Raw genomic sequence first — 11,841 nt, 5'->3', positions numbered from 1 at the left:
GCGCAGCCCGTCACCGGGAACGTCCGTAGCGGTCGGCGAGCTTGTCCGCGGGAGACGGCGACGCAGCGCGCGGTGCCTGCGCGTCGCTGCCGGGCACGGTTCCGTCGGAAAGAGCGCTGTCGGGCACCCGGGTGTCCGGCACACCGTCGCCCGGGGCGTCGGCGTCCGGCGCGGCGGAGTTCACGGCCTTCGTCTTCCGGCGTTCGCGGATTTCCGCCCACGCGAAGTAGCCGAGGCCGAGCGGCGCCATGATGCCGAACGCGAGCCACTGGAGACCGTAGGAAAGGTACGGACCCGCATCGAGCTGAGGCAGCGGGATGGTGCCGAGCCCGCCCGGCTGCCCGTCGTCGAGCTGCAGGTACACGTCCTCGAGGGGGAGCCCGGTGACCTGAGCGACCTGCGGGGCGTCGATGAAGTAGACCTGCTGGTAGCCCGCGTCGGTGAACGGATCCTTGCCGGCGACCGTGCCCTCCGACATCCGGATCCGGGCATCGAGGGAGACCTCCCCGGTCGGTGCAGCGGGAACCTCGGGAACCGCGGTGCCCTGGACCGGGCGCACGAAACCACGATTGACGAGGATCATCCGTCCGTCGTCGAACTCGAACGGAGTGAGGACTTCGTAGGCGGGCCGGCCGTCGATGTTGCGCAGTCGCACGAGCACGTCGGAGTCGGGGAGATACGACCCCTGGGCCACGACCCGTCGCCACTCGTCGTCCACCGTCGGACCGGGGCCGGCGAGAAGGTCACCGACGGGCACAGGATCCTCGGACATGGACGCGGCGAGACGATCGTTACGTTCCTCGGTGCTCGTGTTCTTACCCAGCTGCCACGGGGCGAGGACGGTGAAGCACGCGTAAGCGAAGCCGCCCACCACCAGGGCCAGGACCAGCCAGCTGGGACGGAGGAGAAACGTCAATCGGCGCACGTGTCCCACGGTAGACGGTGAGGTAGGTCTCACTGCCGCCGCACCCAGTCGAGCAGCGCGGGAATCGCACCCTCGATCTGGCCGCGGACCTGCTCGAACTCGGGGAGCCCACCGTAGTACGGATCGGGCACCGAATCGCCGTCGGCATCCGGGTCCAGCGCACGAAGCAGGACACGCCGTTCCGCCGGCACACCCAGGTGCGCCAGCGTCCGATCGTGATCGGTCGTCATCGCCACGACGAGGTCTGCGGAGAGGTGCGACGGACCGAGTTCTGCCGCGACGTGCCCGGTGGGATATCCGTGCCGCTGGAGCACGGCGTTCGTCCGCGGGTCGGCCTCGGAGCCGATGTGCCAGCCGTGGGTTCCGGCGCTGCTCACCCGTACCCGGTGGTCGAGTCCTTCCCGCCGTACGTGCTCGGCGAAGATCTTCTCGGCCATCGGAGACCGGCAGATGTTGCCGGTGCAGACGAACGTCACGTGGAGCACCCGGTCAGCGGCCACCCGTGAGCACCTCGCGCAATTCGTCGACGCTGCTCGCGACGCGAGCGGCGGCCTGCGCCTCGATGTCGTCGCCGTAACCCCATTCGACGAAGACCGTCGGGACGCCCCAGCGTCCCGCACCGTGAATGTCGTGCTCGCGGTCGCCGACCATCACCACCCCCGTGGTGCCGCCCTCGACGGGCCGGATGCCCAGGGCCTCGAGGCTGTGTGCGACGACGTCGGACTTCGTGCGGCGCGTTCCGTCCTCGCTCGCCCCGCCGATGAATTCGAAGTAGGAGGCGAGGCCGAAGTGCTCGAGGATGCGCTCGGCGAACATCTGCGATTTCGAGGTGGCCACCGCGAGCCGGCTGCCCGCGTCGCGCACCGTCTCGAGCAGGGGTTCCATGCCCTCGAACACGGCGTTCTCGGCCCAGCCGGTCGCCGAGTAGTACTCGCGGTAGGCCGCAATACCTGCGACGATCTGGTGCTCGTCGAGTCCGAGTTCGATGAGGCTGTCGCGCATGGGTGGACCCAGCAGCCGGTGGAGGTTGCCCGTGGGAGGGGCGAATCCGACCGTGTCGGCGGCGTGGAGGAATCCCTTGATCACACCCGTCGCGGAGTCTGTGAGCGTTCCGTCGAGATCGAACAGGACAACCGGGGCGGGCAGAAGCAGCGGCTGTGGTTCGACGAGAATGGTCACGCAGACATTGTGCCCACTTCGGCGGAATCGTGCCGCGTAGGGTCATCGGAACAGCCACCACAACCCAGGAGGACACGTGACTGCGCCGTCGCTGCGTGAGGTGATCGACGTACTCGATACGGCGTACCCGCCGTCGCTCGCCGAGGGATGGGATTCTGTCGGACTGGTGGCGGGCGACCCCGCCGACCCGGTCCGCAAGGTGCTGCTCGCAGTCGACGCGACCGAGGCGGTCGTCGACGAAGCACTCGAGTGGGGCGCGCAGTTGCTTCTCGTCCACCATCCGTTGTTGTTGCGCGGGGTGGACACGGTCGGTGCGCACACACCGAAGGGCGCGCTGATCCATCGCCTCATCCGCGGCGGATGCGCACTGTTCACCGCCCACACCAACGCCGACCGTGCGAATCCGGGCGTATCCGACGCTCTGGCCGACGCGCTCGGACTCACCGGCCTGCGACCGCTCGAGCCCAAGCCCGAGGCTGCCACCGACAAATGGGTGGTGATGGTGCCGTCCGACTCCGCCGACACCGTCCGGCAAGCCCTGTTCGATGCAGGGGCGGGAGCGCTCGGCAACTACACGGAATGCTCCTGGACCACCTCGGGAACCGGTCAGTTCCGTCCCGGCGGAGCTGCCGACCCCACCGTCGGAGAACTCGGTGAACTCGAACGCGTCGAAGAAGCCCGCATCGAGGTGATCGCGCCGCGCCGGTCCCGCTCCCGGGTGCTCGCGGCTCTGCGCACCGCGCATCCGTACGAGGAACCTGCTTTCGACGTGCTCGAACTCGCCGAACTGCCCAGTGCTCGCGGGCTGGGACGAGTGGGGGAGCTTCCCGAGACGGTGACGCTTGCCGAGTTCGCCGAATCGGTGGCGGCGGCACTGCCCGCAACCGTGTGGGGTGTGCGCGCCGCGGGCGACCCGGAACGCCCGATCCGGACCGTCGCGGTGTGCGGAGGGTCGGGCGACTCGTTCCTCGATACGGCTGCGGCGCTGGGCGTGGACGCGTACCTGACCGCCGACCTGCGACACCATCCGGCCGACGAGCATCTGCGTGCGGGTGGACCTGCGCTCGTCGACGTCGCGCACTGGGCGAGCGAGTATCCGTGGTGTGCCCAGGCACAGGAGGTTCTCGACGCGTCGTTCGCGGCTCGTGACGGCTGGGAGACGCGGGTGAGCCTGCTGCGGACCGATCCGTGGACGACCGCGGCGGTGCGCGCGGTACCGTAATCAGCTACGACCCGTCTCCGGGGCTGTCCGTCATCCCCGCCCATCGATGCCCCACCGAAAGCAGGAACCACCCGAGTGAACGTCGAATCCGCAGTGCAGGCCAAGCTTCTGTCTCTCGCCGCCGTGGACGCCGAGCTGAATCGCCATGCGCACCGCCGTCGTACGCTGCCCGAACAGCAGACGGTGGACCGGCTCCAGTCCGACCGCAATGCGCGCAAGGATGCGGCCGTGGCTGTCGAGATCATCATGGACGACCTCGACCGCGACATCCGCAAGCTCGAGGGTGAGATCGAAGCGGTGCGCATGCGCGCCCAGCGTGATCGGACGATGCTCGAGAGCGGGTCGGTCGGCTCGAAGCAGCTCACGGAACTGCAGCACGAACTGGGAAGCCTCGAACGGCGCCAGGGTGCGCTCGAGGACGACCTGCTCGAGGTGATGGAACGCCGCGAGGCGTCGAAGGGCGATCACGATCACGCCGGGGCGCAGGTGTCGCAGATCGACGACCAGCTCGCCGACGCGACCCGCGCCCGGGACGAGGCTCTCGCCGACATCGACGTGGCGGAACAGCGGTGCCGGAGCGACCGCGCGGCGCTGATCGCAGTGCTGCCCGAGGATCTCGTCGCGTTGTACGAGAAGCAGCGCGAACAGACCGGGATCGGTGCGGCATTGCTGCAGGGGCGTCGCTGTGGAGCGTGCCGTCTCGAGCTCGACCGCGGCGAGATCGCCCGGATCGCGTCCGCACCCGCCGACGCGCTCGTGCGCTGCCCCGAGTGCAACTCGATCTTGGTGCGCACCAAGGAATCCGGACTGTGACCCGGGTCGTCGTCGAAGCGGACGGCGGCTCGAGAGGTAACCCGGGGCCGGCCGGCTACGGAGCGGTCGTGTTCGACGGCGACCACCGGACCGTTCTCGCCGAGCGGCACGCGAGCATCGGGCGGGCCACCAACAATGTCGCCGAATACCGGGGACTGATCGCCGGGCTGACCGCCGCCGCGGAACTCGGAGCGGACGAAGCGGACGTCCGCATGGATTCCAAGCTCGTCGTGGAGCAGATGTCGGGGCGCTGGAAAGTCAAGCATCCCGACATGATTCCGCTCGCGGCGGCAGCGCGGGACGTGGCTTCGAGGTTCCGCCGAGTCGAATACACGTGGATTCCCCGCGCCGAGAACGCGTACGCCGATCGTCTCGCGAACGTGGCCATGGACGCTGCTGCCGAAGCGCTCGTCGCCGGAACGGACGCACCTGCCGCCGCGGAGTCGCCGGTCCCGGCAGAGTCGTCGCCGCCGGTCCCCGCCACACCCGCGACGCCGTCGCCGGGCTGGACCGGGGCAACGGGTTCGCCGACTCGCCTGCTGCTCCTGCGGCACGGCCAGACTCCGCTGTCGGTGGAACGCCGGTACTCCGGTCGGGGCAATCCGCCTCTCACCGAACTCGGCCGGGACCAGGCCACGGCCGCTGCTCGTCGGATCGGGGCGCGCGGAGGCGTCGCCGCCGTGGTGTCGTCACCACTCGGGCGCACCCGCGAAACCGCCACCGCGGTCGCCGATGCGCTGGACCTGCCGGTGACGGTGCACAGCGGTCTCATCGAAACCGACTTCGGGCAGTGGGAGGGCCTCACGTTCGGCGAAGCAGCCGAACGCGACCCGGACATCCATCGCGCGTGGCTCGGTGACACCTCGGTGCGTCCGCCCGGTGGGGAGAGTTTCGACGAGGTGCACGCCCGGATCGTCGGCGTGCGAGATGATCTCGTCGCCGAGTTCGGTGGTGCCACGGTGCTGGTCGTCTCGCATGTCACCCCGATCAAGACGTTCCTGCGCCTTGCGCTGGATTCGGGTCCGTCCCTGCTCTACCGCCTGCATCTCGATCTTGCGTCGCTGAGCATCGCGGAGTTCTACCCGGACGGCGGGTCCTCGGTGCGACTGGTCAACGACACCTCGCATCTGTGACATTCGACGTCGGCATCCGACGTCCCGGTACAGGAATGAAAAGTGGCCGCGCAGGCATGTCGGGGGATGCTTGCGTGGCCACTCACATCATGTATCGCTGCGATCGGCGGGGTGTTACCGATCACACGAGCTTTTTCCCGAACTTTTCTCAGGGGGTGCAGTTCGACGCGGCAGGCGCCCCGGCAAACCGCTGATCGAGCCAGTCGATGCCCTCTACCAGAGCCGGGAAGAGCCCGACGACGTGACCGAAACCGGTCTTGGTGAGCATCGGAGGCACGTCGTACCGCTGGTAGGTGACGGTCGCTCCGGCTGCACACCACTTGCCGACCATTGTGTCGACGCCGGAGACGAGAACGAAGTCGTCGCCGGTGGCCTGTGCCACGAAGACGGGGGCGGACGGAGTCCGATTGCCGAGTTCCTGTTCGGCGACGAGCGAAGCCCACGGCTCGTCGGAGAGATACTCGACGATGGGGCGGCCGTCGGCGGTGTACCGGGTCGTCGAGGAGAACGGGTCCAGCAACGGGGCGTCGAACACGCACGAGCGTTCGGCGCGGGCGAGAATGTCGATCCCCGCCGGATTGAACACGCTCAGCATCTCGTCGGCATGTTCCGGGTACGCGGCGATGAACCCGTTGACCACCCATCCGATGCCGCCGGACAGGAACGAACCGTCGCCGGCGACCGCCAGATCCCTCAGCGACGCGGGCGGCGATCCCGCGACCGAGCCGGCGACCGGCAGTTCCGGGGCGTAGGTGGAGGCGAGTTCGGCGGCCGAGGCCGCGGCCATGCCGCCCTGGGAGTAGCCCCAGAACGCGATCGGGCCGCCCTCGTCGACGCCGAGTTCTCCGAGCGACCGGGTGGCGCGGGCGAGGTCGAGCATCGCGTGGCCCTGCGAGGCCCGGTTGAGATAGGGGTGGACGCCGGCGGTGCCGAGTCCCTCGTAATCGGTGACGGCGACTGCGTAGCCGCGCGCGAGGAGCGGGCCGATCTGCAGGTGCTCGTACTCCTGCCCGAAGGTCATCAGTTTGGAGGGGGCGCACTGGTCGCCCATGCCCTGGGTGCCGGGACCGACCACGACCGTCGGGCGGGGGCCGTCGCCCGACCATGGCAACGAGGGCACGAGCACGGTGCCGACGACGGCGACGGGCGTGCCGGTAGCGCTCTCGCTGCGATACATCACGCGGGTCACCGACGCGTCGAGTATTGCGGGGGTGCCGGGGATGATCGCGGCGACCGACGGAGCGGTACGCACGACGTCGCCGGGGGACCCGGATCCCAGGTCGGGGGTGGCGTAGAAGTCGTCGGCCGGCGCGGTGCTGCCGGGCGGAACCGGCTGGGCGGTTGCCGTAGCGGGCACAGTGAGGACAAGTCCTGAAACGGCGGCTGCGGCGAGCAGTCCTGCGGCAATCCGCATGTACATCCTTCGAGTCCGAAATGGGTTGCCGCGTCCGCGGCCACCGCGGAGGGTAATCGGACTTATGGGGGTGCCGGGGGTAGAGCTGGCTTGTGGTGAGAAGTCACAGAAGCTTGCGGAGGGTTTTCAGATTCCGAGCAGTGGTGACGGACTTGTAGCGGCCGTCCCCGCTTCGCTTGCCCACATTACTGTCGAGCGTGCGTCCCTTTTCGACCTGCCAGTACAGGACGCCGTCTCCCCGCTGTACGCGTTCGACCCCGTCGCCGAGGCTCTCGGCGCCCGCCAGTGCGTCGAGCACACCGGGATCGGACACGAAGACCACGTAGGAATGGTGGTCGTCACGATCGTCGAACGGGTAGGCGGCGACCAGGTCCGCGACCCGCGACTGTTCGACGACGAAAGTGTAGGCGTCGTAGCCGAAACGGTCGGTCAGCGCGGCTTCTAGGGCGGCTTCGAGTGCCGTGGCGTCGTCGTCGGAGTCGAACAGCACATTCCCCGACGCGAGAACGGTGCGGACGTCGCGATGTCCGGCCGCGGAGAACACCTCGGCCAGATCGGCCATCCTGATCCGGATTCCGCCGACGTTGATCCCGCGCAGCAGGGCGACATAGCGAGTCATGGCGTTCACGGTAATGCTCCGGGTGCAGGCTGTGCGGCTGATCGGGTCGCTCCCGAAGGGTCGACGGGAAGGGTCTGTGCGGCCGGAACCGGGGGAGGCGCTACGCTGTCCGGGCGGACGAGTTGGCCGGGCGACCGCGGAACAGGGAACCGGCACCGGACGGTGTCAGGCCCTGCGTCGAGGAAAGTCCGGACTCCACAGAGCAGGGCGGTTGTTAACGGCAACCCGAGGCAACTCGCGGGACAGTGCCACAGAAAACAGACCGCCTGCCCTCACGGGCAGGTAAGGGTGAAACGGTGCGGTAAGAGCGCACCAGCACCCCGGGTGACCGGGGTGGCTAGGTAAACCCCGCCCGGAGCAAGGTTGAAGGTCGCATCGCTTTGCGGTGCGTCTGCGCAGGTGTTCGAGGGCTGCTCGCCCGAGCCTGCGGGTGAACCGCTCGAGGTACCCGGCGACGGTGTGCCCAGATGGATGGTCGCCACCCCGCCTCGGCGGGGGACAGGATCCGGCTTACAGGCCGACTCGTCCGCCCTGCGGTTCCTGTTCCCGTTCGATCACCGGCCGCGCCGGCGGATTCGCCGGCGCGACCCTGCGGGTCAGAGCGGTCCGACGACCAGCAGGTGAGCCCAGTACGAAGCGGCTTCGGGGCCGACGTAGGGCAGCAGTGCATCGAAAAGGATGTACGACATATGTGATCTCCTTCGGTATGTGACGATCTTGGCGTCGCGCAGACGCTACCAGTCCCCGGCGAGCCCGAGTTTCGCCGAAACCGCGCCCGATATACCGGGTATCGCGGCGCACTTCGGGCAGACTGGGGTCATGAGTGACGACGGTTGGTATTTCGACGTGAAGACCGGCAAGGTGACCCAGGGCAAAGACCCCAACGCTCTCAATCGCATGGGTCCCTACCCTGACCGGGAGACCGCGATGCGTGCCCTCGAAATCGCCGCGGCCCGCAACAAGGCCGCCGACGATGCCGACGAGGAATGGAACAACTGACCGTGCGAGGAGCGCCACGGCCTTGGTGACCAGACCCGTCGTCGTCGCACCGGAGATCGATTTCGCCGGTGTGCGAGCAGAATTCGACCTCGTCGACGATTTCCCCGAAGACGCTCTCGCGGAAGCGCGGGCGGCAACGGACCGATTCGCGTCGCTGCGCGAGGACCGCACTGATCTGCCTCTGGTGACACTCGACCCGCCCGGGTCGATGGATCTCGATCAGGCCCTCCATCTCGAGCGCACCGACACCGGTTTCGTCCTGCACTACGCGATCGCCGATGTGTACGCAGTCGTCGAGCCCGGTGGCGCTCTCGATCGGGAGACGCACCGCCGCGCCCAGACGTTCTATCTGCCCGACGGCTCGATCCCGTTGCACCCGCGGGAGTTGTCGGAGGGAACGGCCAGCCTGCTCCCCGACGAGGTGCGGCCGGCGGTGTTGTGGCGAATCGAGATGGACGAACGCGCCGAACCCGCGGCGGTGTCCGTCTCGCGTGCCCGGGTGCGTTCGGTCGCACGCCTCGCCTACGCCGGGGTGCAGCGCGATGCGGAGGCGGGCACCCTCCATCCATCGATCGCGGCATTGCCCGAGTTCGGCCGGTTACGCGAGGCAGCGGCCCGGGAACGCGGTGCGATCGAACTCCGCTTGCCCGAACAGGATGTGGTCGCCGACGGCGACGGCTGGCGACTCGAGATCGAACCGCGCACCGAAGCGGACGACTGGAATTCGCAGGTGTCGCTGCTGACCGGCATGTGCGCGGCGAACATCATGATCGACGCGGAGATCGGCTTGCTGCGTACGTTGCCGCCGGCCGACCCTGATGCGGTCGCCTCCCTGCGCCGCACCGCCCGGTCGCTGGGCGTCGAGTGGCCCGCCGAGATGTCGGTGGGCGCCTTCCTTGCCGGTCTCGACGCGAACCTGCCGACCACCCTCGTGCTGATGAGCGAGGCGCCGACCCTGCTCCGCGGCGCGTCGTACGTCGCTTTCGACGGAGAACTGCCGGAACTCACCGTGCACGGCGCGATCGGTGCACCGTACGCGCACGTCACGGCACCACTGCGCCGGTTGTCCGACCGCTACGCCACGGAGGTGTGCCTTGCCGTGTCGTCGGGTGCGGCGGTGCCCGGCGACGTGCGGGACATGCTCGGCTCGCTACCGAAGATCATGTCGTCGTCCGATTCGCTTGCGGGCAAGGTCGGGCGCGCGTGCATCGACCTCTCGGAGGCCGTCGTGCTGTCGTCGCGTGTGGGGGAGACCTTCGAGGCCACCGTCCTGCGAGGTGCCACCGAGCGGCGCGATGCCGAGATATTCGTTCCGTCCGAGACGGTGATCGGGGCGTGCGCCGGCGCCCCAGCGGAAAGTGAGCGCATCACGGTCCGCCTGGTGCTCTCCGACCCGCAGTCGCGCACAGTGCAGTTCGCCCATGAACCCTGATCGCTCCGTCACGCGCCGGCCGGCCACGCTCGTCACGACAGCCGTCGTGCTCGCGGTTGCGCTCGTCGCCGCATCGGTGTGGTGGCTCGCCCCGAACCGGTTGTTCCCCTGGGACAGTGCGTCGTTCCCGGATGTGGACACGTCGGCGTTGTCTCCGACGCAGGTGCAGATCGTCGAACTGCTCGAGGATCAGCACCGCGAGCAGCGACCCGGGACCTTCTATTCCGAAGGCATCAGGGAACCGTGGTGCGCGGACTTCGTAAGCTGGATCATGCGCGAAGCCGGTGTGCCCCTGTCGAATCCGCATTCCGGACACTGGCGCATCCCGGGGGTCTACACGCTCGGGGAGTACTACGAATCGACCGGCCGTTTCGAACCGGCAGGATCCGGCTACCGCCCGAGCGTGGGTGACGTGGTGCTCTACCACAGCTCGCTCGGATTCGGGCAGCGCGAACACACCAATATCGTCGTCGCGGTCGACGGCGAGACCGCGACCACCGTGGGCGGCAACGAGTTCGGGAAGATCCGAGTCCACACCGTCGACTGGGCAGCCGACGATGCGGTGGTCGGATTCGGACGGCTACCCGGCTGAACCCGGACGCGGGCTACCGGAAACGATCGGTGGCCCCCACGAGTTCGTGGACGATCCCAGGTTCGGTCGCGGCATGGCCCGCGTCGTCTACGATCCGCAGATCGGATTCCGGCCACGCCCGGTGCAGATCCCACGCACTGCGCGCCGGGCACACCACGTCGTACCGGCCCTGCACGATCACCCCGGGGATGTCGCCGAGCAGATGCGCGTCGCGCAGCAGACGCCCGTCCTCGAAGAACCCCCGGTGGAAGAAGTAGTGGTTCTCGATCCGCGCGAAGGCGAGCGCGAAACGCGGTTCGGACGTTTCGGTGACCCGGTCGGGATGAGGAAGGAGCGTGCTGGTGGCACCCTCCCACGACGACCAGGCGATCGCGGCCTCGAGCGCTACGTCCGGGTCGGGAGAATGCAGCAGACGCCGGTAGGTGTCGACGGGATGCTCCCCGGGTTCCGCAGCGACGAGCGGCGCGGTGAACTCCTCCCACAGATCGGGAAACATCTGTCCCGCACCACCGTTGTAGTACCAGTCGATTTCGCTGCGCCGCAACAGGAAGATCCCGCGCAGCACGAGTTCGGTGACGCGGTCCGGATGTCGCTGGCTGTAGGCGAGCGCGAGCGTCGAGCCCCACGATCCGCCGAACACCAGCCACCGCTCGACTCCGAGATGGGTACGCAGGCGCTCGATGTCGTCGATCAGATGATCGGTCGTGTTCACCGACAGGTCGGCTCCGTCGGCGACATGCGGCCGCGACTTTCCGCAGCCACGCTGGTCGAAAAGCACGATGCGGTAGGCGTCGGGATCGAAGAACCGGCGCTGCGTCGGTGCCACGCCGCCGCCGGGTCCTCCGTGCAGGAACACCGCCGGCTTGCCGGCAGGATTGCCGCTGACCTCCCAGTACAGTTGCTGTCCGTCGCCGACGTCGAGCATGCCCTGCTCGTACGGTTCGACGGGCGGATACAGTTCGCGACGCTCGCTCATCAGAAACCGACGAGACCGGATGCGAGGTCGGGGATCTCGAGTGCCGTGATCGCTTCCTCGCGCACCTCGGGGCATTGCTCGGAGGTGATCGTGTCGATCCGGGCCCGGTCACCCGCGACTGCGAGAAAATCCAGTCCGTTTGCCCCGGCCCACTCGGCGACCAGGATGTTCAGTCCACCGCGCCCGACCGACGGGGTGTAGGTGCGCCAAGGCGACAGTTGCGCTTCCATCCGGGTGCACAAGTCCTCTGCCTGGGCGTCTGTGACATCGGCACCGGACTGCGGAGCCCGCGTCGCCGACGTGGTCGCCTCGGCGGACGACAGTTCCGAGCTGGAACCGGTCTGTCCGGACTCGGGAGCCGGAGCGCACGCCCCGAGAACGCCGATCATGGCGGCCGCGACGGCGGCCGCTGCCGGTACCTGACGGAATCGGTTCATAGGTGGTGCACCTCGCGGGTCGGGGTCGTTGTCGCCGTCGAGTGTGCCACCGAATTGCGATGTGGCGGTGAGGCTGCCCCGTCCGGAGCGGGGGACGCAC

The 11,841-nt window shown here is 68.5% G+C and carries 13 protein-coding genes and 1 other RNA gene; 7 read left to right on the top strand and 7 right to left on the bottom strand.

Going from position 1 to position 11,841, the window contains the following annotated elements:
- Positions 1-10 precede the first annotated feature (10 nt).
- The 3 genes from RDCOP1_RS05940 to RDCOP1_RS05930 are packed head-to-tail and all read right to left on the bottom strand — an operon-like array spanning position 11 to position 2,104.
- A complete protein-coding gene (locus RDCOP1_RS05940) occupies positions 11-925 on the bottom strand; it encodes an SURF1 family cytochrome oxidase biogenesis protein (RefSeq protein WP_072699213.1) in 915 nt (304 codons plus the stop codon).
- A 29-nt stretch (positions 926-954) separates the two neighbouring features.
- Positions 955-1,425, bottom strand: coding sequence for a low molecular weight protein-tyrosine-phosphatase (locus RDCOP1_RS05935; protein ID WP_084722454.1), 471 nt, complete (start codon positions 1,423-1,425; stop codon positions 955-957).
- On the bottom strand, positions 1,415-2,104 hold the full coding sequence (locus RDCOP1_RS05930; RefSeq protein WP_072699212.1) for an HAD-IA family hydrolase: 690 nt from the start codon (positions 2,102-2,104) through the stop codon (positions 1,415-1,417). The genes RDCOP1_RS05935 and RDCOP1_RS05930 overlap by 11 nt, the downstream gene beginning before the upstream one ends.
- A gap of 76 nt (positions 2,105-2,180) precedes the next feature.
- Here RDCOP1_RS05930 and RDCOP1_RS05925 point away from each other — a divergent pair, with 76 nt between their 5' ends.
- From RDCOP1_RS05925 to RDCOP1_RS05915, 3 genes are all read left to right on the top strand, one after another.
- Positions 2,181-3,326, top strand: a complete 1,146-nt coding sequence (locus tag RDCOP1_RS05925; RefSeq protein WP_072699211.1) for a Nif3-like dinuclear metal center hexameric protein — start codon at positions 2,181-2,183, stop codon at positions 3,324-3,326.
- A gap of 75 nt (positions 3,327-3,401) precedes the next feature.
- Positions 3,402-4,139 (top strand): zinc ribbon domain-containing protein, encoded by a 738-nt coding sequence (locus RDCOP1_RS05920; RefSeq protein ID WP_072699210.1) that lies wholly within the window; start codon positions 3,402-3,404, stop codon positions 4,137-4,139.
- Positions 4,136-5,272, top strand: a complete 1,137-nt coding sequence (locus RDCOP1_RS05915) for a bifunctional RNase H/acid phosphatase (RefSeq protein ID WP_072699209.1) — start codon at positions 4,136-4,138, stop codon at positions 5,270-5,272. The genes RDCOP1_RS05920 and RDCOP1_RS05915 overlap by 4 nt, the downstream gene beginning before the upstream one ends.
- A gap of 148 nt (positions 5,273-5,420) precedes the next feature.
- On the opposite strand, the gene RDCOP1_RS05910 is transcribed toward RDCOP1_RS05915, so the two are convergent.
- Positions 5,421-6,686, bottom strand: a complete 1,266-nt coding sequence (locus tag RDCOP1_RS05910) for a lipase family protein (RefSeq protein WP_072699623.1) — start codon at positions 6,684-6,686, stop codon at positions 5,421-5,423.
- A 103-nt stretch (positions 6,687-6,789) separates the two neighbouring features.
- A complete protein-coding gene (locus RDCOP1_RS05905) occupies positions 6,790-7,305 on the bottom strand; it encodes a DUF1697 domain-containing protein (protein ID WP_072699622.1) in 516 nt (171 codons plus the stop codon).
- 118 nt (positions 7,306-7,423) lie between these two features.
- Here RDCOP1_RS05905 and rnpB point away from each other — a divergent pair.
- The 4 genes from rnpB (at position 7,424) to RDCOP1_RS05885 (ending at position 10,328) form a co-directional block, all read left to right on the top strand.
- Positions 7,424-7,834: RNase P RNA component class A (gene rnpB, locus RDCOP1_RS05900), an RNA gene on the top strand.
- 290 nt (positions 7,835-8,124) lie between these two features.
- Positions 8,125-8,304 (top strand): hypothetical protein, encoded by a 180-nt coding sequence (locus RDCOP1_RS05895; protein WP_072699621.1) that lies wholly within the window; start codon positions 8,125-8,127, stop codon positions 8,302-8,304.
- A 22-nt stretch (positions 8,305-8,326) separates the two neighbouring features.
- Positions 8,327-9,736 carry an RNB domain-containing ribonuclease gene (locus RDCOP1_RS05890; protein ID WP_072699208.1) on the top strand — a complete coding sequence of 470 codons (1,410 nt, stop codon included), beginning with the start codon at positions 8,327-8,329 and terminating at the stop codon, positions 9,734-9,736.
- Positions 9,726-10,328, top strand: a complete 603-nt coding sequence (locus RDCOP1_RS05885) for a CHAP domain-containing protein (RefSeq protein WP_072699207.1) — start codon at positions 9,726-9,728, stop codon at positions 10,326-10,328. The genes RDCOP1_RS05890 and RDCOP1_RS05885 overlap by 11 nt, the downstream gene beginning before the upstream one ends.
- A 13-nt stretch (positions 10,329-10,341) precedes the next feature.
- On the opposite strand, the gene pip is transcribed toward RDCOP1_RS05885, so the two are convergent.
- Together pip and RDCOP1_RS05875 are read right to left on the bottom strand one after the other, a co-directional pair.
- Positions 10,342-11,304, bottom strand: coding sequence for a prolyl aminopeptidase (pip, locus tag RDCOP1_RS05880; RefSeq protein WP_072699206.1), 963 nt, complete (start codon positions 11,302-11,304; stop codon positions 10,342-10,344).
- Positions 11,304-11,741 (bottom strand): hypothetical protein, encoded by a 438-nt coding sequence (locus RDCOP1_RS05875; protein ID WP_072699205.1) that lies wholly within the window; start codon positions 11,739-11,741, stop codon positions 11,304-11,306. The genes pip and RDCOP1_RS05875 overlap by 1 nt, the downstream gene beginning before the upstream one ends.
- Positions 11,742-11,841 lie beyond the last annotated feature (100 nt).

Origin of the sequence: Rhodococcus coprophilus NBRC 100603 (assembly GCF_001895045.1) — a bacterium.
GTDB lineage: Bacteria > Actinomycetota > Actinomycetes > Mycobacteriales > Mycobacteriaceae > Rhodococcus > Rhodococcus coprophilus.
This window is presented reverse-complemented; position numbering and strand designations above follow the sequence as displayed.

Coding starts and splice junctions, on each gene's coding strand:
- RDCOP1_RS05910 (WP_072699623.1), bottom strand. CDS start 6,686: ATGCGGATTGCCGCAGGACTGCTCGCCGCAGCCGCCGTTTCAGGACTT.
- RDCOP1_RS05905 (WP_072699622.1), bottom strand. CDS start 7,305: ATGACTCGCTATGTCGCCCTGCTGCGCGGGATCAACGTCGGCGGAATC.
- RDCOP1_RS05895 (WP_072699621.1), top strand. CDS start 8,125: ATGAGTGACGACGGTTGGTATTTCGACGTGAAGACCGGCAAGGTGACC.
- RDCOP1_RS05885 (WP_072699207.1), top strand. CDS start 9,726: ATGAACCCTGATCGCTCCGTCACGCGCCGGCCGGCCACGCTCGTCACG.
- pip (WP_072699206.1), bottom strand. CDS start 11,304: ATGAGCGAGCGTCGCGAACTGTATCCGCCCGTCGAACCGTACGAGCAG.
- RDCOP1_RS05875 (WP_072699205.1), bottom strand. CDS start 11,741: ATGAACCGATTCCGTCAGGTACCGGCAGCGGCCGCCGTCGCGGCCGCC.